The organism is Bacillus sp. X1(2014), from assembly GCF_007678255.1.
Genome location: NZ_VEED01000001.1, coordinates 664,265 through 686,292 on the forward strand (window position 1 = coordinate 664,265; position 22,028 = coordinate 686,292).

Sequence of the window (22,028 nt, forward strand, 5' to 3'; positions counted from 1 at the left end):
ATATTTTTCCGATCAATCATGTGATTTATTATACAAAAGCTAGTAGTGTTGTTACACCAACATAAGATAGAGCCAAGAAAATCACGATTGTCACGTATGTAGAAATCACTTGAGATCGTGGGGATACAGTGATGCCCCAACTAACCAAGAATGACCACAATCCATTTGCAAAGTGGAAAATCGCTGAAATAATACCAATAACATAAAAACCAAACATGAATGGTGATGAAAGAATATCTTGCATCATTTGGAAGTTAACTTCGTGTCCAAATGCGGCCGCGATACGAGTTTCCCATACATGCCATGTGATAAAAATTAGAGTTATCACACCAGACACACGTTGGAGCAAAAACATCCAGTTTCTGAAAAAGCCATATTGACTTGCATTGTTTTTAGCTGTAAAAGCGATATACAGCCCATAGATTGCATGGAATAAAATCGGTAAATAAATAATTACAGTTTCTAAAACATAGCGAAATGGAAGATTCCCCATAAAGTTCGCAGCTTTGTTGAAGGATTCTACCCCTTCTGTTGCATAGTGGTTCACAACCAGATGCTGCATCACGAAGATACCGATTGGAATAACCCCAAGCAACGAATGCAATCTCCGATAAACAAACTCTCGATTACCCGCCATAAATTTACCCCCCTATAATGTTTAAAAAAATGATGTTCAGTTTCTATCAATTTAATTCCCTTATTGTCGAAACTTCGCACCACTGTGACAATTATGTGACATGTCCATTTTACTCCCATCAGTTAAGAGCGTCAAGAAAACGGATACACATCACTCGCATAAAACTAAAATTTTTTAAATATATTGATATTATAATAATTTATATATCCTCGCTAAAAAAATGGGTTTTTTCTCAACATTTCTTGAATTCCTTCAATTAATTACCAAGAAAAAACGGTTGTTATTATTTCTTTATCGGGAATGATAATTATCATGAAAAACAAGGTAAGATATTGCAAAATAACAAAAAATAAAGCTAAATTTGATTCATAATAACTAGAAAAACTGTACTGAAAATTAACAAAAAGCGTATATAATAGAATGATAGAAAGAGGGGAAGCTTGTGAATAATAGTACAGTTATGAATGAAATGATTGATACTGATGAACCAAAAACCATATCCATCTTCGGCTATGAATTAATCAGGGAAGTTCTTTTGCCTGAGATTTTAGGGAAAGATACACCTGAAATTTTATATTGGGCCGGAAAACGACTTGCACGAAAATATCCATTACTGGATCTAGAACAGATTATTGATTTCTTTGCAAAGGCCTCATGGGGCCAGTTGGAACTTGTGAAAGAAAATAAAACAGATTTCCAATTTGAATTAATTAGTCCGCTCATTGTTTCACGAGTTAAGTCCAAGGCTGAACATTTTTTCCAACTCGAAGCAGGATTCCTGGCTCAACAAATTGAAATGCAAAAAGAAGCCAACGCCGAAACCTTCGAACATCCAGTCAAAAAATCCAATAAAGTTGTTTTCACAGTGAAATGGGAAAAAAACTAATCGAAAATGGTGTCAGGCACCGAATAGTGCCTGACACCATTCTTTTTTATTGAACTGCAAGTCCGAATGCTTCGTGTAAAGCTTCTACGGCTTTTAACATATTTATTTCTTCTACTACGGCCGAAACTTTAATTTCTGATGTGCTGACCATTTTGATTTGGATGTTGTTTGCGGCGAGTACCTCAAACATCTTTGCTGCGACACCAGGGTTGGAGATCATCCCTGAACCGACGATCGACACCTTCGCTAATTTGTTTTCAGCATCAATTTGCTCATAATTTAGCACTGCTTTATTGTCTTCTAGGACCTTTAATGTTTCTAATAGATCATCCGTATGAATAGAGAATGACAAATTCGCAGAACCACCCTCTGTTGTGCTCTGGATAATAATATCCACATTTAGATGATTTTCAGCAAGTGTTGTAAAGATGGTAGATAGACTGGTTAATGAATTGGCCAATCCTAATACTGTTACTTTTGTTATTTCGTCTTCAAATGCGACTCCGCGGACTACTAAGTTTGGTTCCATTGCTGCTTCCCCCTCAATAACTGTTCCTTCTGTCTTCTCCATGCTCGAACGAACTTCAAGCCGAACTTGATAATTTTTAGCAAATTCCACTGCTCGTGGATGAAGTACACCTGCACCCAAATTAGCTAACTCGAGCATTTCATCGTACGATACTGATAAGAGCTTGCGAGCACTCTTCACATATCTTGGATCCGTTGTAAAAACTCCCGTTACATCAGTATAAATGTCGCATTTATCTGCCTTAAGGGCTGCAGCGAGAGCAACGGCTGTAGTATCGGAACCACCGCGGCCAAGTGTGGTAATTTCACCGTCTTCGGTGATTCCTTGGAATCCTGCAACAATAACCACCTTGCCGGATTCAAGTTGTGATTCAATCGCTGCAGTTTTAATATTAGAAATCCGGGCATTCCCATGGACTGGTTCTGTCATAATACCAGCCTGCCAGCCAGTAAAGGAAACGGCATCAAGCCCTTGCTGGTTGAGAGCCATGGACAGTAACGAAATCGTTACTTGTTCCCCAGTCGATAACAGCATGTCCATTTCTCGTTTATTAGGCTGCGCTGAAATTTCCTTTGCTAAACCGACGAGTGTATCCGTCGATTTACCCATTGCAGAAACAACAACCACCACATTATTTCCCCGGTCAACTTCACCTTTTACACATGACGCGACATTTAAAATTCTTTCTACATTAGCAACCGAAGTGCCTCCGAATTTTTGTACAATTATCCCCATGTTTGTTTTCCCCTTCTCTAGAAGTAATTCATATTTTCCCCAATTAAACACAAAAAAGCAATGAGAAGGGCATCTCATTGCTTAAAACACGAAAAAAATTCTCGCACCTACAATGTAAGATAGCTCTCCAAGACATTAGTCTTGACAATCCAGCATTTATTCAATACGGGACCAGCAAAGAAAGTTATGAGACCATCTTTACTTCGGCGAACATCCCCTTTCATGATCCGTCTCAGAAGCTCATCCTTCTCAGAACCACTACTCTTGAAGCTCGCACCTCTACCTTCACTTTAATACGTAAAAGTGATAGTAAATTAAATTTTCACTAATTATAGCATGTTCCTTTTTTTCTGACAATCACTAGGATTGAAGTTTTTTGATTAACTCTTCGGCAACATTCATTGGAATTCCAATATTTATGAATTCATCCTTACTTGCTTCTTTCATTTTTTTCACCGAGCCGAACTGTTTTAACAATAACTTTTTCCGTTTCTCCCCAATCCCCGGAATATCATCAAGCAAGGATTGAAACGCAGTTTTTCCGCGCAGTTGGCGATGGAAGGTGATTGCAAAACGGTGGACTTCATCTTGAATCCTTTGGAGTAAATAAAACTCCTGGCTGTTCCGCCCGAGCGGAACAATTCCTAATGGATTGCCATACAGCAATTGTGATGTCCGGTGCTTTTCGTCTTTTACGAGTCCAGACAGTGGAATATCTAACCCTAATTCATTTTCCAATACGTCACGTACGGCTTCAACATGCCCTTTTCCACCATCGATGATGATTAAATCAGGCAGAGGAAGTTCCTCTTTTAACGCACGTGAGTACCTTCTTCTTGTTACTTCCCGCATCGATTCATAATCATCCGGCCCTTGAACGGTTTTGATTTTATATTTACGGTATTCTCGATGATTCGCCTTGCCATCAATGAAAACCACCATCGCTGATACAGGGTCCGTCCCTTGGATGTTAGAGTTATCAAAAGCTTCGATTCGGTGCGGCGTATAGATTCCCAGTAATTCTCCCAGATTCTCAACTGCCTTAATGGTTCGATTTTCATCCTTTTCAATCAGTGAAAATTTTTCATTCAGTGCAATTTTTGCATTTTTAATCGCCAATTGCACAAGATCCTTTTTTTGTCCACGTTGGGGCTGCAGCACTTTAACTTCTAACAGTTGTTCAGCTAAACTTAACTCGACATTATCTTGGATGAGAATTTCTTTCGGCTTAAAGTGATTGGCTTTCGAATAAAATTGACCGAGGAATGTTAAGATTTCTTCCTCTGGCTCATTATAGACGGGGAACATGGAAACATCCCGCTCAATTAGTTTTCCTTGGCGGACAAAAAAGACCTGTACACACATCCAGCCTTTATCGACTGCATAGCCAAATACATCGCGGTCTGTAAAATCGGTCATCGTAATTTTTTGCTTTTCCATAATCGTTTCAATATGAATGATTTTGTCACGATAGTCTTTTGCTCGTTCAAAGTCTAATTCCTCTGACGCAGCAGCCATTTTTTCCTTAAGCTCTTTTTTTATTTCATTATAACCACCATTTAGAAAGCGGGTGATTTCATCCGTCATTTGTTTATACTGTTCTTCCTGAACTTCATTTACACATGGTGCCAGGCACTGTCCTAAATGATAGTATAAACAGACCCTCTCCGGCAGTGTTGAACATTTACGGAGCGGGTAGATTCGGTCTAGAAGCTTTTTGGTTTCATTCGCAGCTGTCACATTGGGGTATGGACCAAAATATTTCCCTTTATCCTTTTTTACTTTTCTTGTGATAATAAGTTTAGGATGCTTTTCCGCTGTCAACTTAATAAACGGATACGTTTTATCATCCTTCAGCATGATATTGTATTTCGGATCATACTTTTTAATAAGATTAAGTTCCAGCAGAAGTGCTTCAATATTCGAAGAGGTGACGATATATTCAAAGTCCTCAATTTCATTGACAAGTCTTAATGTCTTCCCATCGTGCGATCCAGTAAAATAGGAACGGACACGATTTTTTAATACTTTTGCTTTTCCGACATAAATAATCGTTCCCTGACGGTCTTTCATTAAGTAGCAGCCAGGCTGATCCGGCAGCAGCGTCAGTTTTTGCTTAATTGTTTCATTCATTCCGGCCACTCCCTCCCGTCTTATATATAATCTACTGTTAAAATATTAAAGGAAACTGCGCATAATTGAAAGTAGTAGTCTCTTGGAAAAAGAACAAAAAGCGCAAGCGCCCGTTTAGCGGCGTATGGACTGGAGCGCTCCAACCGAGATAAAGGAAACACGGAGCTCAAGTCGATTCGATGTTGACTTATCGTAGGGCGGAGAGCGAAGTACACTAGCCGTTGGGCGCTGGAGCTGGATTCAGAGAACTAATTAAATTTATCAACAATTAATTATTTTATAATTTCCTATACAGAAAAAAAACCTTAGCTGGGTTATTTCCAAGCTAAGGCATTTTCATTTTATTTACACGTGTTTTTCTAAAACACTTGCTAGTGCATCTTTTGGTTGGAAGCCGACAACTTTGTCAACAACTTCGCCATTTTTCATCACTAATAAAGTTGGGATGCTCATTACACCAAAGTTTGCTGCAGTTTGCGGGTTATCATCCACATCAAGTTTAGTGATTTTTACTTTATCGCCCATTTCTAAATCAAGTTCTTCAAGAACGGGAGCGATCATTTTACAAGGTCCGCACCATGGTGCCCAAAAATCTACAAGAACAAGGCCTGAACCAGTTTCAGCCGAAAAGTTTTGATCAGTTAAATGTGAAATTGCCATTTATATTGCCCTCCTAATGATTACTGAGTTACTATCGAAAGTATAACAAAGTTTGAAAAATCAAGCTAATAAATTGCTTAGCCACATCGTTAATTCTTCCCAAGTATGAACCTAAGTATCCGAAAAATTAAGCGAGCGGAGACCTTCCGCTCGCTTTTCTAATGTCTAGTTATAGTAACTAAACACTTCCGCTCTTCTTATTATGAGTGTACCTTCAATTTTTTAAACTCTTCAGTTAATAATGGTACTACTTCAAATAAATCGCCGACGATTCCATAATCTGCTACTTTGAAAATATTTGCTTCTGGGTCCTTGTTAATAGCAACGATTACCTTTGAGTTGGACATTCCCGCTAAGTGTTGAATAGCTCCAGAAATACCACAGGCAATGTAAAGGTCTGGTGTGACAACTTTGCCAGTCTGGCCAATTTGCAGCGAGTAATCGCAATAGTCAGCATCACAGGCACCACGGGAAGCACCTACCGCTCCGCCTAGGACGGCTGCAAGTTCTTTAAGTGGCTGGAATCCATCCGCACTTTTTACACCGCGGCCTCCTGAAATAACCACTTTTGCTTCACTTAGGTCAACCCCCTCGCTCGCTTTTCTGACGACCTCTTTAATTATTGCACGAAGGTCTTTGATTTCTACAGAAAGGGTTAATACATCGCCGCTTCTGCTATCATCTTTTTCTAATGGGGTGATGTTATTTGGTCGTACTGTTGCGAAAATTAAGCCCTCTGTAACAATTTTCTTTTCAAAGGCTTTACCGGAATAAATCGGTCTTGTGAACACAACATTACCACCTGCTACTTCAACAGCTGTGGCGTCGGAAATTAAACCTGATGCTAATTTTCCGGCAATTCTTGGGGAAAGATCTTTACCTAATGAGGTATGACCCATAACCAATCCTTCTGGTTTTTCTTGGTCGAGCACCGCTAAAAGTGCTTGAGCGTAACCATCCGATGTATAAAGTTTTAATTTCTCATCTTCAACCACAACCACACGGTCCGCACCAAATTGGATTAACTCAGTCGATAGAGCGCTTACAGAATCGCCCACTAAAACACCAACAACTTCTCCGCCCTCAGCAACTGTTTTTGCTGCTGCAATCGCTTCGAATGATACATTACGTAATGAACCGTCACGAACTTCTCCTAAAACTACTACTTTTCTTGACATTCCATATACCTCCTGAGAACAAAATTTGTATTAAACCAGTTAGATTACTTTTGCTTCGGTATGAAGAAGATGAACAAGTTCTTTTACTTGATCATTTAAATCGCCAGCCAAAACGCGGCCTGCTTCTTTCTTAGGCGGTAAATAAATTTCGATCGTTTTTGTTTTTGCTTCCACATCGTCTTCTTCAAGGTCTAGGTCATCTAATTCTAATTCTTCAAGCGGCTTCTTCTTTGCTTTCATGATTCCTGGTAAGGATGGGTAGCGCGGCTCGTTTAGACCTTGTTGAGCTGTAACTAACAGCGGAAGGCTGGTTTCAATAACTTCTGAATCACCTTCTACGTCGCGGGTAACGGTTACATTTGTTCCGTCAATTTCTAACTTAGTAATAGTTGTTACATAAGGGATGTTTAACAGTTCTGCAACACGTGGTCCCACTTGGCCTGTTCCACCGTCAATCGCTACATTGCCGCCAATAATTAAATCCGCATCTTTATCTTTTAGATATTCAGCGAGGATTTTTGCTGTAGTAAATTGATCTCCGCCTTCAACATCATCCTCCGTATTAATAAGGACTGCTTTATCTGCACCCATTGCTAGCGCAGTACGTAATTGCTTTTCTGCTTCTTCAGTTCCAACAGAAATAACGGTAACTTCTCCACCCTTAGCATCGCGAACTTGGATTGCTTCTTCAATTGCATATTCATCATACGGATTGATGATAAATTCAGCACCATCCTCATTAATTTTTCCAGCAGAAATCGAAATTTTTTCCTCGGTATCAAAGGTTCTTTTCATTAATACATAAATATTCATGATTTCCCTCCTAATAAAATTTCGAGCATTCGCTCAGTTTGAAAGATTAAGAAAATTACTTATAAAAAAAAGGGCTTCCTTTACAATTATACCTGCAAAGATATGTTTATTCACCCTTAAAATGTGGTTCTCTTTTTTCAATAAAGGCTTGAATGCCTTCTTTTCCATCGTTAGAAATAAACACTTCACCAAATAACTCAGATTCTCTTTTGGATCCTTCGTAGAAATCGTCCGTTTTTGCATAATTTAACAATTCAATCGCTGCTTTAATGGACCCAGGACTTTTTTTCGCAATTTTTCCTGCTAGCTTTAACGCCTCTTCGACTACTTCTGTTTCGGGAAAGGCACGATTCGCTAAACCAAATTGGACTGCTTCAACACCTGTGATTGGCTCAGAAGTGAACAGCATTTCCGCAGCTCTTGCCACGCCCACATATTTAGGAAGGCGCTGCGAACCAGCGAATCCTGGAATTAAGCCAAGCTGTAATTCAGGCAGACCTAGTTTGGCCTTTTCACTAACATAGCGGATATGGCATGCCATTGCTAGTTCAAGCCCCCCGCCAAGCGCTGCTCCATGGATTGCAGCAATAATCGGTTTCGGGAATTTTTCCATTCGGTCAAATAAGTCTTGTCCAAACTTCCCAAGATTAGAAAATCCTTCAGAAGTAGTAACCGTGGTAAATTCCTTAATATCTGCACCTGCAGAGAAAAAGCGCCCTTCCCCATGAATGACAATCACTCTGATCTCGCGATTAGGTTCAATTTCATCGAGCACAGTTGACAATTCCCTTAATAGTCCTGAGGAAAGGGCGTTTGCCGGTGGACGATCAATTGTGATTGTGGCAATACTGTCCTGAAAAGACCATTTTAAGTATTCCATTGGAATTCCCCCTATTTTCATATTTACCGGCTTCCACAGCCATTAATCAAGAGGTGATGGACTGGAGATGCCAGTGCAACTAGATCGTACTTTTCCTCGTTCATCACCCACGATGTCACAGTTTCATCGATTGTACCGAAAATCATTTGCCTGGCCAATCGAATATCGAGGTCGCTGGAAAACTCTCCGCTTTCCTTCCCTTCAATAACAATCTTATCGATTACCTGCAGGTAACCTTTTAGAACATTATTAATTCGGAGCCGCAAATCCTTATTCGATTGCCGTAACTCCAACTGTGTCACGATTGCCATGTGATGGTCTTCAGAAAGCATACTAAAATGAGCTTTTACCATCATTAATAACTTCTCTGCCGCTGTCCCTTTTCCTGCTATCATTGTATCTATTTTTTCAATGAAACTTCCCATTTTTTCTTCAAAGAGAGAGATAAGGATGTCTTCCTTGTTTTTAAAATATAGATATATGGTTCCATCAGCCACTCCAGCTTGCTTAGCAATTTTTGAAACTTGTGCTTGATGGTAGCCATTTTCTGCGATCACAATCACCGCAGCTTCAATAATTTGCATGTATTTTGGCCTGCTTTTTTTCAACTATATCCCTCCTTTGAAAGAAAGTTTCGTTCAGTTAATACGGTTAATATTGTTAGGCTGTGTTATACTTGTCTGTTGATTTCCGTCCCAGGCACTTTGCTTTCCGCGGGAGTCTTCGTGCCTTCCACTGCAATCAACAGAGTTCAAAAATCAGCATTAACCATTAACACAGTCTATTATTAAAAAAGAAAAATATGAATGAACAATCATTCATATTTTAATAATAGTTATTATCTCTTGATCTGTCAAGATATCTCATTACCTTTTCTTATTCATGACAGATGGACAGGCTTATTCTGTCAAAAAAAAGAGGTAACACTTATGCGTGTTTTTGGTTTTCTTCTTCTATTTTTTGTTTCTCTTCTTCAACTAGCATCCTTCTTAAAATTTTCCCTACAGCGGTTTTGGGCAATTCTTGTCTAAATTCATAGTATCTCGGTGCCTTGTATGCTGCAAGATATTTTCGTGAAAATTGGTTCATTTCTTCTTCCGTAACCGATGAACCTTCTTTTAAGACAATATAAGCCTTAACCGTTTCTCCGCGGTACGGATCGGGTATTCCTGCTGCGACTGCTTCAACCACATCCGGATGTTCATATAATACTTCCTCTATCTCTCTTGGATAGATATTATACCCGCCAGCGATAATCATATCCTTTTTGCGGTCAACTACATAGAAATAGCCATCTTCATCCATATAGCCAAGGTCACCTGTATATAACCATCCATCATGCAAGACTTCCTTTGTATCCTCTGGACGATTCCAGTACCCTTTCATGATTTGCGGCCCTTTTATTACGATTTCTCCAATTTCCTTTATCGGCACTGGTTCACCTGTGTCTGTTGATACAACCTTTACTTCTGTATCTGGCCACGGCACACCAATACTGCCTTTTACTCGAGGGGCATCCCATAAAAAGTTCGCATGTGTGACTGGAGAGGCTTCCGTTAGCCCATAACCTTCAACAAGTTTTCCACCCGAAACGTTTTCAAACTTCTCTTGTACCTCGACTGGAAGTGCGGCTGAGCCACTGATACAAGAATGAATCGATGATAAATCATATTTTTTCAATTCAGGATAGTTTAAGATACCAATATAAATGGTTGGTGCACCTGGGAACACTGTCGGGCGCTGTTTGTGTATGGTCTTCAATGTTGTCTCAACATCAAATTTAGGTAATAAGATCATTTTGTTTGCCTGCATTACTGATAAAATGAGCACAGTTGTCATGCCATACACGTGGAAGAACGGGACGATTGCGAGAACTGATTCTTCACCTGGCTTGAATTTGTACAGCCAGGCCTGGCACATCTTGGTATTTGCAATTAAATTCTTATGGGTGAGCATGACGCCTTTCGGAAATCCTGTTGTTCCTCCTGTGTATTGAAGGAGTGCAACATCTTCCTCAGAATTGAATTCAACCTGCTTCACTTTTTGTCGCTTCATTTTTACTATTTCCGAAAGTAAATGTGTACTTCCTCCGTGCTTTACATTCACGACAATTCCATATTGTTTTTTCTGGATGAAGGGATAAATTAGATTTTTAGGGAATGGTAAGTAGTTCTTGATAACGGTTACAATTATATGTTGTAAATCTGTTTGCGGCATCACTTTAGATACGCGTGGATAGAGGATGTCGAGTGTAATGATTGCCTTTGCGCCTGAATCTTTCATCTGATATTCTAATTCACGTTCCGTATATAACGGATTCGTTTGAACAACAATTCCGCCTGCTATTAATATCCCAAAATAACTTATCACAGCCTGTGGTGTGTTAGGCAGCATGATTGCAACCCGATCACCTTTTGATAGACCTAGGTTTTCCTGCAAATAACCGGCAAACTTCATGGCATCTTCATAAAGCTGTTTATAGGTGATGTCTTTTCCCAAAAAATGAATCGCTATTTTTTCAGGGTATTGCTCTGCAGAATTCACTAAGTATTGCTGAACAGGCTCTCTGGAGTACTCGAGTGTGGCAGGTATTTCTTTTGGATACAGTGCTAGCCAAGGTTTTGCTTCATACATAATATCCCCCTTTTCTATGTGGATAATTATAAAAATTCAAACTTCTCTTCTATTATATTACAGTACTACACATTAAACAATTGACGATAAAGTTAAAAAATCACCGCTGATTGTTCCTCAGCGGTGATTCTGACTTACGCAAAAAATAACATATAGATCAAACCGATTAGCAAAAACAAGCCGCATAATCCGAGAAGTATCTTAGCTAATGTCTCCACTTTTTATTCTCCCCTTACGTAATACCTGCACCAATGACAATCGATAAACCAATCGAGATCACCAGCGAAATCAACCCAACTGCCCGATTATCATTTTGAATTTCTTCGTCAATTTTAAATTTTGGCGTTAAAAATTCAAAGATAAAATAACCCACAACTAATAACAAAAATCCATAAATTCCCCAGCCAATCATGGAAAGCAGGGAATTGTTCTGCTCGATTGTACAGCGGAAGATATTGGCCACCCCCAATATTTTCCCCCCCGTTGCCATCGCCACAGCCAAATTTCCTTTTTTGATTTCTTCCCAATTTTTATATTTGGTCACCATTTCAAAAATAGCTAAAAAGACGACCAAACATAAAATGACTACACTATAATTAGCAGCTATTTGAATATATTCGTTCTCCCAAAACTGGTCCATTGCCAAAACTCCCCGGACATTATTTAAACTCTACGATGGTTACGCCTGATCCGCCTTCCCCAGCTTCTCCAAAGCGAATTTTTTGGACAGATCGATGGTTTCTTAAGTATTCCTGAACACCCTGTCGCAGCGCACCCGTTCCTTTACCGTGGATGATTGATACACGTGGATAACTGGAAAGCAGCGCATCATCAATATACTTTTCCACCTTAAGGAGAGCATCTTCATACCTCTCGCCGCGAAGGTCTAATTCCAGTTTAACATATGAATCCCGGCCTTTTACAATCGCCATCGGTTTGGTTTCGACCTGTTTCGGGGTGCTCATATATTCCATATCTTTTTCTTTTACTTTCATTTTGAGAATTCCGATTTGTACCTGCCATTCATTCGAAGAAACTCTTTCAACCAGTGTGCCTTTTTGGTCAAAGGTAAGTACTTTTACCTCATCGCCAGGCATATACGTATGTTTCTTCGTTTTTTTATTTGTGAGTTTAGCAGCGGATTTTGGTATTTCTGGTGCAGCCTCTTCTAAGCGCCGTTTTGCTTCAATTAATTCATGTTCCTTAATATCGGCATGCTTTTCCGTACGCATTTTGCGAAGATCTCGGATGACCCGTTCAGCCTCACTCTTTGCCTCGTCAACGATTTCTCCAGCTTTTTCTGCGGCCTTTTCAAGCATCGAGTCTTTTTTCTCGTAAAATTCCATTAGTTGTTTTTGCAAGTCTTGATGGAGTTTCTCAGCAGACTTTAAATAATCACGAGCTTCCTCTCGCTCTTTTTCTGCCAGTCGTTTACTGTCTTCCAGTGATGAAATCATCTTATCAATTTGGTTCGTATCTTCACTTACATGCGAGCGAGCCGCCTCGATGACCCGTTCATTTAAGCCGAGGCGTTTGGAGATTTCAAACGCGTTGCTCCGCCCTGGAACTCCTAATAACAATTTATAAGTAGGGCTTAATGTTTCCACATCAAACTCGACACTCGCATTCAAGACACCCTCACGGTTATACCCATATGCTTTTAACTCTGGGTAATGTGTCGTTGCAATGACTCTAGCACCCCGCTTGTGGACCTCATCCAAAATGGAAATCGCCAAGGCCGCACCTTCCTGTGGGTCGGTGCCTGCCCCGAGTTCATCAAATAGTACAAGACTATTAAAATCGACGCGGTTTAAGATATCCACGATATTAACCATATGGGATGAAAAGGTACTTAAGCTTTGTTCGATGGACTGTTCATCGCCAATATCAGCATAAACTGCATCAAAAACGGCAAGCTCTGAGCCGTCATAAGCCGGAATTTGCAAACCAGCCTGGGCCATTAATGTACACAAGCCAAGTGTTTTTAGGGTGACCGTTTTTCCACCTGTATTCGGACCTGTGATAACAATTGTTGTAAACTCTTTTCCTAACATGATATCGTTGGCCACAACTTCTTCGATTGGAATAAGTGGATGTCTTGCCTTATATAAAGCAATTCTTCCTTCATTATTCATGATCGGCATGGACGCCTTTATACGTTTTCCATACCTTGCTTTTGCAAAAATAAAATCTAAATTGGCAAGGACCTCGACGATGACTTTAAGTTCACTCTCGTGTTCTGCCGCTGCGGCCGATAACTCTGTTAGAATCCTATCGATCTCGAGTTGTTCCTTCACACGAATATCCTGGAGTTGATTGTTTAATTGGACAATCACTTGCGGTTCTATAAAAAGGGTTTGTCCTGATGCGCTTTGGTCATGAATAATCCCGCCGTAATGGCCGCGATACTCCTGCTTAACAGGAATGACAAACCTGTCATTTCGAATCGTGACAATTGCGTCGGAAAGCATTTTGCTGGCATTCGATGAACGAATCATGCTTTCTAGTTTTTCCCGAACGCGCGATTCATTTGACCTCAGTTGGTGTCGTAATGACCGTAGCAGGTCGCTTGCACTGTCTAATACTTCTCCGCTATCATCGATGGCATGTTTAATCGAATGCTCAAGGTCTGTCAGCGGAATAATTCGTTCTGCCTGTTCAGACAAAATCGGAATTTCTGTTCGTTCATCAGCAAACTCCTCGATAAATCGTTTCATTTGTCTGCTTGCATGGATGGTACTAGCTGTTTGAATAAGTTCATGCGGGCTTAACACACCGCCAATGACAGACCGTTTGATGTGTGCAGTTATATCATGAACACCTGAAAGTGGTACATTCCCTTTTACCCGGAACACTGTCGATGCCTCATCTGTTTCTGCTTGAAGTTTAACCACCTCATCAAAATCAATAGAAGGCACCAAGTCCTGTATTTTTCTTCTCCCAAGAGAAGATGCCGCATGTTCTAACAGCTGTTCTTTCACTTTAGTAAATTCTAGTACTTTTAAAGCTTTTTCTTGCATGGAGATAACCTCCTATTCTCGATTATGTAAAAATTCTAGCAGGTCATTTTTATCCAGTGCATTTAACACGGATGATTTTTTAATCCAGCCTTTTTTGGCTGCGGAAACACCGATTTCCATATGCTTTAGTGTATCCATTTTATGTGCATCTGTGTTGATAAGGATTTTTACTCCCGCATCCTGTGCTCTGCGTAAATACTCCGCTGCTAGATCAAGCCTGTTTGGATTTGCATTTAGTTCTAGTGCTGTATTAGTTTCTTTGGCAAGTTGGATCAATAAATCAATGTCTACATCGTATCCTTCGCGACGGCCGATTTTCCTGCCCGTTGGATGAGCAATTAAATCCACATGGGCATTTGTTAACGCCGTCTTTAGACGCTCCATGATTTTTTCCCTTGGTTGAGAAAAGGCAGAATGAATGGAGGCAATCACGAAATCCATCTCAGCTAGCAACTCATCATCATAATCCAAGCTGCCGTCTGGAAGAATATCCATCTCGACACCCGCTAGAATAAGAAAATCATCATACTTTTGATTCAGTCTGTTAATTTCTTCTCTTTGCATTAGTAGTCTTTCGCGTGTAAGACCATTAGCCACTTTTAAATACTGTGAATGGTCAGTGATGGCCATGTATTGATAACCTCTTGCCCGGCATGCATCAGCCATTTGTTCAATGGAATGGGCACCGTCGCTCCAGGTGGAATGCATGTGAAGATCCCCTTTAATATCTGCTAACTCAATTAATTCCTCAGTTGCACTGTATGTTTCGACTTCCTTCCCGTCCTCTCTTATTTCTGGAGGAATGAAGGGAAGATCAAAATGCTTGAAAAATTCTTCTTCTGATGAGAAGGTGAGAATTTCCCCCGTCTCGATGATTTCAACGCCATACTCACTGATCTTTTCACCGCGTTCTTTCGCAAGTTGTCTCATTCGGACATTATGGTCTTTTGATCCAGTGAAATGATGCAGGGTTGTGATAAATTCTTCGGGTTTTACCAGGCGGAAATCGACAGAAATATCGTAATCATAGGCAAAAACGAGGGAAACCTTCGTTTCTCCAGCTCCAATCACTTCTTTAATGTTTGCTAATTGTAATAGCTGTTCGCGCACATGTTCAGGCTGATTAGTTGCAATGATAAAATCAAGATCCTTAATCGTCTCTCTCATTCTGCGCAGGCTTCCCGCACGTGAAAATCGCTCAATATCCTTGAAATTCTCTAGTGTAGCTTCAATCTGCTCCGCAATGGGGATCATATAGGCTAACGGAAGCCGTTCAGGCCTTGTACCCACATTGGCAATGGCACCGAGAATTTTTTCCTCTGTTTTTTTACCAAAACCAGCGAGTGCTTGAACCTTTCCTGCTTCACATGCTTCTTTTAAGCTGGAAACATCCACAACTTTCAACTCTTTGTATAGTTTGGCAATTTTCTTCCCCCCCAGACCTGGGAGCTGAAGTAATGGGATTAGTCCTCTTGGAACTTCCGCCTTTAATTCATTTAAAACAGAAGATGTACCCTCTTTTATGTATTCATCTATGACAGCGGCCGTCCCTTTACCTATTCCAGAAATCGTTGTAAAATCTTCAATTTCTGTTAAGTCTCGTTCATCTGTTTCCAAGGCATTGCCCGCTTTTCGAAAAGCAGATACCTTAAAAGGGTTTTCTCCCTTTAACTCCATATAAGTGGCAATCGTTTCTAATAATCGTAATAAATCTTTTTTAGTTACTTCCATTAATAAGTCACCTACCTACTGATTAGCATTTTCATTTTAGCCTACTTTATGGCATGAATAGAAAAACTTCTCTGCTACAGAGAAGTTAAAGCAGCTGTATATTCAATCCACAAGCTTTTTATTTGCTGTGAAAGGATCGGCGTGTTATTCACAATTGCTTTTGACATGATCGATTGATCCAAAGCATTTTGCATAAATTCTATTGGTACAAGGGCTGAAATATATAATAAAATAAAGATAACTAAATACACTTCAACGAAACCTAGAATTCCTCCTGCCCAAACATTCAATTGCCTTAAGATAGGCAAATGAGCAACGAAGTCAAGCATGGAACCAATAATTTGCAATAACACTTTTACCGCAAAAAAGATGATGACAAAGGCAATCGCACGATAAAAGGCGGCTTCCATATTACTGCTGTCGCCAAGGATTTTTAGGGAAGACATATTACCGAAGTTCGGATAAGGAATCCATAATGTTAACTTCGGTGCTAACTGTTCATAGTATGAATATGCTGCTACATATGCAATAATAAAACCTATTAAATGAAAAAGCTGCAGAATAAAGCCTCTTTTCAGGCCTACAAAGAATCCAATAATTAAAAAAATGATAATTGCTAAATCCAACATGGTATTTTAGTCCTTTTCCTTTTGTCGTTCTTTTTGTAGCCGATTTAATTCGTCTTTCATTTGAAGAAAATCATTGACTGCATTTACAGCTGTTAAAACGGCGAGTTTGGTTTCATCTAAATTGGGATTCTTATAACTGATTTCGCGCATTTTATTGTCAACCAATGAGGCCACATGCCGGATGTGACTTGGACTTTCGGAACCCATAATAACATATTGTTGTCCGTATATATCTACGGTAGTTCTATTTTTTTGATTATTCGACAACGTCATGCCTCCATTCAGAGAATCCTATTCTCTATCATAACATGAACCGTTATCTGTGGAAAAGTTAAAGCGTATTTTATCTTTATTTAGAAATGTGGTGTATATAGTATGGCTAATGTTGTATTGAATCTAGATATGAATAAGATCATGGAAATGAGAAACTATTACGGAAAAAGTTTATTAGATAAAAACATTCCCGGCAGTGTGTTTGCTGCAAAAACGTCTGCCTGTATGATTACAGCTTATAAATCTGGCAAAGTATTATTCCAAGGAAACGATAGTGAAAAAGAGGCCAGTAAATGGGGAAGTGCCACCTCAAACAAGCCTTCCTCTCCTTCTAAATCGAAATCACCAGCGAAAGGCGACCTGCCTATTGGGATTAGTCAAATGTCAGTGATTGGTTCAGATGAAGTTGGGACGGGAGACTTTTTCGGTCCAATTACAGTCGTGGCTGCGTATGTGAAAAAGGAAAATATTCCATTGATGAAAGAATTAGGCGTGCGGGATTCGAAGGATTTAAACGATGAAAAAATTATTGCAATTGCGAAGGTCATTAAAGATATTATTCCCTTTAGTTTAATGACATTAAAAAACGAAAAGTATAATCAGGTTCAAAAAGCAGGAATGTCGCAGGGAAAAATGAAGGCGCTCTTACATAATCAAGCGATTTTAAATGTATTAGACAAAATCTCGCCTGAGAAGCCTGAAGCAATACTTATCGACCAATTTGTTCAAGGCAGTACCTATTTTCAGCATATTAAAGGCCAAAAAGCAGTGGCCAAAGAAAATGTTTGTTTTAGTACGAAAGCAGAAGGAATTCATCTCGCTGTTGCTGCAGCAAGTATTCTCGCACGATATGCCTTCATCCAATATATTGATAAACTCAGCGAGTCTGCAGGCTTCAAAATTCCAAAAGGTGCAGGGGCACAGGTGGATGTAGCTGCAGCAAAGCTAATCATGAGTAAAGGCCGTGACATCCTTCCGTCTTATGTAAAGCTTCACTTTGCCAATACGGACAAAGCGATCGCCCTTGTTAGTAAAAAACGAAATTGATATGATTTTTTGGGCTGTTTTTCGAATAGATATATAAAAACAGCGTTTGGAGGAGTTTAGGTTGGCAAATAGACTAAGTGAATCGGAGATTACTGCAGCTGTTGCGAGCTTATCAGGCTGGAAATTGGACGGAAAATTCATTGTGAAAAAGTACCGCTTTCGTGAGTTTTTACAAGGCGTAGCGTTTGTAAATGTCATTGCACAGCTTTCAGAAGAAAAAAATCATCATCCATTCATGGCGATTGATTATAAATTAGTGACACTGCGATTAACCTCATGGAATGCCGGGGGGTTAACTGATTTGGATATCACTTTAGCGAAAAACTATGACTCGATTTATGAAAAGATATAATTGTACGTGAATTTTAAAGAGGATGTCGCAAATTTGACATCCTCTGTTGTATTTAATTTGTAAATGGTTAGATTTATCGAAAAAATGAATGAATTTTATCTAATAAAAGTAGTGTTGTTCATTGCATGCATTGTTTTTAAAAAAATTAGTACATTTTCAACAACAAAATAGCAATTCACCGTCTATTGAGCGGTTATAAAACTTGTTATTTGCGAATAAATCGGTTTTATTTGCGGATTGAGCCGTTTTATTTGCGGATTGCACAGTTTTATTTGCGCATTGACCTATTTTATTTGCGCATTGAACTTTGGCACGTAATTTCATAGAAAAGTAACAGGAAAGTAAATTCGATTCTTTTTTGATCCTGTACTTTTAAGATTTTCGGAACGCAGCATTCTACCCGCAATATTAATTGAATCAAGATGGGTAAATTCTCGGAACTGTTGGTTAGTAATATTTAAATCAATCAGTAAAAAGTAGTCTATTAGGGCATTTTTATGCGCATCTACTGAAAATTTGTCGCATGAAGGACAATACCACTTTTGTTTTTTGCGAACAAGTGGTAAGTAGTTGCAGTGAGGACAACAGACTCCAGTTAATATATCAGCTTTGTTAATTCCGTACTTTTTCAAAACATAGCTAGTCGGTACCTTATTCATTTTTACGAGAAGTCGACTCAGTTTTCGGAGGTCTTTCGCATGAATGAATGAAGTAACATATTGCTTTTCAAAAAACTGAATTTTATTAAGGAAAACATCTGACTTACATATTCGTGGTTTTACTTTATGAGTGTTTTTTCGTTGATGACATATGAAGCATAGTTATTGCTTAAAACTACTATGTAATCGACCGGAATTGGAGGAAATTTATGTTCTGCCATTAGTTTTTCTAGAAACTTTTTATGCCTTTCGGATTGAGCAATTGGATCAGGGTAGCCTTTTTCCTTTTCATTATTTATTTGAATAAACTGTTCATTTTCTGTATCAAATATTAATTTGCCAGCCATATTCTTCACTTCAACAATTAGGGCGAATTGTGATGTTAGGAGAAGGGTATCAATTTGGCAGTTGTAGTCACCATCAGGAAGGTTTAAATCGTGGAGTATTAGGTATTTATCAATTGGCAGGAGACGTAAATAATAATCAAGACTCACTTCACCTTTGTAACCAGCCTGTCTCCTCCCCAGCTCCTCTAAAATTTGCTGATACTTTTGGTAATTCAATGGAAGACGTCGGCATAACGCCTCTAAAATAAGAAGTACTAATGGAATTGTCCTTTCTTTTATAACCAATCTTTTCACTCCTTTCATTTTACTAATATAATTCTGAAAGGAGCAGGTAATCCCTGCCGAATAATAGCGGAATTTGTTAATAAAGTTTGTCTATTAATTTCACAAAGAAATAAATCAGCGAACCGGAAATTTCATTTAAGAAAAAAAAGCTAGTTCGAAAACAATCTTCGAACTAGCTTTTTGTTAACCCCTTAAAACTGCACCTGCTTTTTCTTCTAACGCAGCAAGTACTCGGTTATGAATCTTCGTCACTTCTTCATCTGTTAACGTACGTTCCGGATCAACATACTTTAGAGAGAACGCAATAGACTTCTTGCCTGCCTCCATCTTATCTCCCTCATATAAATCAAACACTTCAGCTTCCTTCAGAAGCGGCGCACCCGCTGTTACGATAATTTCTTTTAGGGTGCCTGACACCGTTTCTCTGTTTACCACAAGAGCAATGTCTCTTGTGATGGACGGGAAGCGTGGGATGGCCTGGTATTGTAATGCTGGTGTTTCTGCTTCAAGTACTGGTTTCAATGAGAGCTCAAATACGTAGGTATCCTTTAAATCAAGCTCTTTTTGAACTGTTGGGTGAACTTGGCCGATAAAGCCGATTTTCTCCCCATTTAAGAGTACGTCAGCCGTACGTCCAGGGTGCATGCCGTCAACTTGCGCTTGAACAAATTGAACCTGTTCTAGTAAACCAAGTTTAGCAAACACTCCTTCTAGGATTCCTTTGATCACGAAGAAGTCGACTGCCTTCTTCTCTCCTTGCCAAGAATGACTTGACCATAGCCCTGTAATAGCGGCGGCTAAGTGTTCTTTTTCTGATGGAAGAGTATCTGTACCATTCGCTAAGAATACAGCCCCGGTTTCATACACACCTAAGCTTTCATTTTGACGGGCACTGTTGTATTTTAATACTTCCAACAACTGTGGCATAATGCTTAAACGCAGGATGCTGCGCTCCTCACTCATTGGCATTGAAAGACGGATAGTATCTCGTTTTTCAAGCGCGAATTGAGTTGCTTTTTCCTCGCTTGTAAGGGAATAGGTCACTGCTTGGTACAATCCTGCTCCTTCAAGGTATTGTCGAACCATACGGCGTTTCTTCTGGTACTCTGATAACCTTCCTGGGGTAGTTGAACCAACTGGCAATGTTTTAGGGATGTTGTCGTAGCCGTAAAGACGGGCCACCTCTTCTAGTAAATCTTCTTCTATTTTAATATCACCGCGGCGAGTTGGAGCCGTTACGGTTACGGTATCCTCCTCAATGCTGATACCAAATTGAAGGCGATCAAAGATATCTTTTACGTCATTCATCACTAGGTCTGTACCAAGAACTCGATTGATTTTTTCTAAAGTGATAGAAACTACAGCTGGCTCAACTGTCATTGTATCCGCCTCTACTGCACCTTCTAATACTTCACCGCCAGCGTATTTTGCCATTAAGTAGGCAGCACGATTTCCAGCGGCACGAACACGATTAGGATCAACACCTTTTTCAAAACGAGCGCTCGCTTCACTTCTTAAGCCATGGTCTTTAGAAGCTTTTCTGACAGTTGCCCCGTTAAAATAAGCGGATTCAAGTAGTACAGTTGTTGTATCTGAAGTTACCTCTGAATTTGCTCCACCCATAACCCCGGCAAGCGCAACTGGTTCGGTTCCATTAGTAATGACTAGATGATCAGATGTTAACGTGCGTTCAGCATCATCCAACGTTACGAATTTCTCCCCATCTGTTGCACGGCGGACAAGGATTTCTTTTGAACCTAAGCGGTCATAATCAAATGCATGAAGCGGCTGACCATATTCAAGCAGAATGTAGTTGGTAATATCGACCACATTATTGTGTGGACGAATTCCCGCAGACATTAAACGTGTTTGCATCCAGAGCGGAGATGGTCCGATTTTTACATTTTTAATGATTTGCGCTACATATAATGGATTATCCTCTTTTGCTTCGACCGTAATTTTTACATAATCAGATGCTTTTTCAGTTGAAGCTTGCAGGTTCGTTTCTGGAAGTTTGACGTCTCTGCCAAGAATCGCTGCCACTTCATAGGCAACACCCAGCATGCTCAAACAATCGGCACGGTTTGGTGTTAAGCTAAGTTCAAGAATCTCATCATCACGATTTAACTCGGCAAGGGCATCGACACCTACCTCTGTATCCGCTGGAAAAACAAAGATCCCCTCAGAATACTCTTTCGGAACTACCTTTCCTTCCATTCCTAACTCTGTCAGCGAACAGATCATTCCGTTCGATTCTTCACCGCGAAGTTTCGCGCGTTTTATTTTAAAATTACCTGGTAATACTGCACCTACTGTTGCCACTGCAACCTTTTGCCCTTGTGCCACATTTGGCGCTCCGCAAATGATTTGTACCGGCTGTTCTCCGCCAACATCGACAAGACACTTGCTTAATTTATCCGCATTTGGATGCTGTTCTCGTTCAAGAACATGACCAACAACGACACCTTGAATGCCGTCATTAAGGATTTCGACTCCCTCAACCTCAATACCGCTTTTTGTAATTTTTTCTGCTAATTCAGCAGCAGTTACTCCAGTTAAATCGATATAATCTTGGAGCCATTTATATGAAACGAACATGT

20 protein-coding genes and 1 riboswitch are annotated in these 22,028 nt (G+C 39.7%); of the genes, 3 read left to right on the top strand and 17 right to left on the bottom strand.

The window, feature by feature from the left end; genetic code table 11:
* Nucleotides 1–28: 28 nt before the first annotated feature.
* Nucleotides 29–637 carry a succinate dehydrogenase cytochrome b558 subunit gene (locus FS608_RS03505; protein ID WP_144547861.1) on the bottom strand — a complete coding sequence of 203 codons (609 nt, stop codon included), beginning with the start codon at nt 635–637 and terminating at the stop codon, nt 29–31.
* A gap of 442 nt (nt 638–1,079) precedes the next feature.
* On the opposite strand from FS608_RS03505, the gene FS608_RS03510 reads away from it, so the two are divergent.
* Nucleotides 1,080–1,523 (top strand): YslB family protein, encoded by a 444-nt coding sequence (locus FS608_RS03510; protein WP_395947389.1) that lies wholly within the window; start codon nt 1,080–1,082, stop codon nt 1,521–1,523.
* Between the two features lie 46 nt (nt 1,524–1,569).
* On the opposite strand, the gene FS608_RS03515 is transcribed toward FS608_RS03510, so the two are convergent.
* The 13 genes from FS608_RS03515 to zapA form a co-directional block, all read right to left on the bottom strand.
* Entirely contained in the window at nt 1,570–2,787 is a 1,218-nt protein-coding gene (locus FS608_RS03515) for an aspartate kinase (RefSeq protein ID WP_144547862.1), read from the bottom strand.
* 112 nt (nt 2,788–2,899) lie between these two features.
* Nucleotides 2,900–3,077, bottom strand: a riboswitch (Lysine riboswitch).
* 70 nt (nt 3,078–3,147) lie between these two features.
* Entirely contained in the window at nt 3,148–4,920 is a 1,773-nt protein-coding gene (uvrC, locus tag FS608_RS03520; protein ID WP_144547863.1) for an excinuclease ABC subunit UvrC, read from the bottom strand.
* Nucleotides 4,921–5,265: 345 nt separating this feature from the next.
* Complete coding sequence (gene trxA / locus FS608_RS03525; protein WP_144547864.1) at nt 5,266–5,580, bottom strand: thioredoxin; 315 nt, start codon at nt 5,578–5,580, stop codon at nt 5,266–5,268.
* Between the two features lie 200 nt (nt 5,581–5,780).
* Nucleotides 5,781–6,758: an electron transfer flavoprotein subunit alpha/FixB family protein gene (locus FS608_RS03530; protein WP_144547865.1), complete on the bottom strand. Its 978-nt coding sequence runs from the start codon at nt 6,756–6,758 to the stop codon at nt 5,781–5,783.
* A gap of 39 nt (nt 6,759–6,797) precedes the next feature.
* Nucleotides 6,798–7,571: an electron transfer flavoprotein subunit beta/FixA family protein gene (locus FS608_RS03535; protein WP_026563382.1), complete on the bottom strand. Its 774-nt coding sequence runs from the start codon at nt 7,569–7,571 to the stop codon at nt 6,798–6,800.
* Nucleotides 7,572–7,677: 106 nt separating this feature from the next.
* Complete coding sequence (locus FS608_RS03540; RefSeq protein WP_144547866.1) at nt 7,678–8,451, bottom strand: enoyl-CoA hydratase; 774 nt, start codon at nt 8,449–8,451, stop codon at nt 7,678–7,680.
* Between the two features lie 23 nt (nt 8,452–8,474).
* On the bottom strand, nt 8,475–9,059 hold the full coding sequence (locus tag FS608_RS03545) for a fatty acid metabolism transcriptional regulator FadR (RefSeq protein WP_144547867.1): 585 nt from the start codon (nt 9,057–9,059) through the stop codon (nt 8,475–8,477).
* Nucleotides 9,060–9,378: 319 nt separating this feature from the next.
* Nucleotides 9,379–11,085, bottom strand: coding sequence for an AMP-binding protein (locus FS608_RS03550; RefSeq protein WP_144547868.1), 1,707 nt, complete (start codon nt 11,083–11,085; stop codon nt 9,379–9,381).
* A gap of 232 nt (nt 11,086–11,317) precedes the next feature.
* Nucleotides 11,318–11,725 carry a DUF350 domain-containing protein gene (locus tag FS608_RS03555; RefSeq protein ID WP_144547869.1) on the bottom strand — a complete coding sequence of 136 codons (408 nt, stop codon included), beginning with the start codon at nt 11,723–11,725 and terminating at the stop codon, nt 11,318–11,320.
* Nucleotides 11,726–11,744: 19 nt separating this feature from the next.
* Nucleotides 11,745–14,105 carry an endonuclease MutS2 gene (locus FS608_RS03560; RefSeq protein WP_144547870.1) on the bottom strand — a complete coding sequence of 787 codons (2,361 nt, stop codon included), beginning with the start codon at nt 14,103–14,105 and terminating at the stop codon, nt 11,745–11,747.
* A 12-nt stretch (nt 14,106–14,117) separates the two neighbouring features.
* Nucleotides 14,118–15,836: a DNA polymerase/3'-5' exonuclease PolX gene (gene polX / locus FS608_RS03565; protein WP_144547871.1), complete on the bottom strand. Its 1,719-nt coding sequence runs from the start codon at nt 15,834–15,836 to the stop codon at nt 14,118–14,120.
* A gap of 74 nt (nt 15,837–15,910) precedes the next feature.
* Nucleotides 15,911–16,465 (bottom strand): CvpA family protein, encoded by a 555-nt coding sequence (locus FS608_RS03570; RefSeq protein WP_144547872.1) that lies wholly within the window; start codon nt 16,463–16,465, stop codon nt 15,911–15,913.
* Between the two features lie 6 nt (nt 16,466–16,471).
* On the bottom strand, nt 16,472–16,732 hold the full coding sequence (gene zapA / locus FS608_RS03575) for a cell division protein ZapA (protein ID WP_144547873.1): 261 nt from the start codon (nt 16,730–16,732) through the stop codon (nt 16,472–16,474).
* A 108-nt stretch (nt 16,733–16,840) separates the two neighbouring features.
* On the opposite strand from zapA, the gene rnhC reads away from it, so the two are divergent.
* Together rnhC and FS608_RS03585 are read left to right on the top strand one after the other, a co-directional pair.
* Nucleotides 16,841–17,785, top strand: coding sequence for a ribonuclease HIII (gene rnhC, locus FS608_RS03580; protein WP_144547874.1), 945 nt, complete (start codon nt 16,841–16,843; stop codon nt 17,783–17,785).
* Nucleotides 17,786–17,846: 61 nt separating this feature from the next.
* Complete coding sequence (locus FS608_RS03585; protein ID WP_144547875.1) at nt 17,847–18,137, top strand: 4a-hydroxytetrahydrobiopterin dehydratase; 291 nt, start codon at nt 17,847–17,849, stop codon at nt 18,135–18,137.
* Between the two features lie 320 nt (nt 18,138–18,457).
* On the opposite strand, the gene FS608_RS30680 is transcribed toward FS608_RS03585, so the two are convergent.
* The 3 genes from FS608_RS30680 to pheT all read right to left on the bottom strand — a co-directional run bounded on the left by FS608_RS30680 (nt 18,458) and on the right by pheT (nt 22,026).
* The gene (locus FS608_RS30680) at nt 18,458–18,796 is read right to left on the bottom strand and encodes an Sjogren's syndrome/scleroderma autoantigen 1 family protein (RefSeq protein WP_144547876.1); all 339 of its coding nucleotides are present in this window, start codon (nt 18,794–18,796) and stop codon (nt 18,458–18,460) included.
* Nucleotides 18,797–18,915: 119 nt separating this feature from the next.
* A complete protein-coding gene (locus FS608_RS03595; protein WP_186328578.1) occupies nt 18,916–19,428 on the bottom strand; it encodes a nuclease-related domain-containing protein in 513 nt (170 codons plus the stop codon).
* 183 nt (nt 19,429–19,611) lie between these two features.
* Nucleotides 19,612–22,026: a phenylalanine--tRNA ligase subunit beta gene (gene pheT, locus FS608_RS03600; protein WP_144547878.1), complete on the bottom strand. Its 2,415-nt coding sequence runs from the start codon at nt 22,024–22,026 to the stop codon at nt 19,612–19,614.
* Nucleotides 22,027–22,028 lie beyond the last annotated feature (2 nt).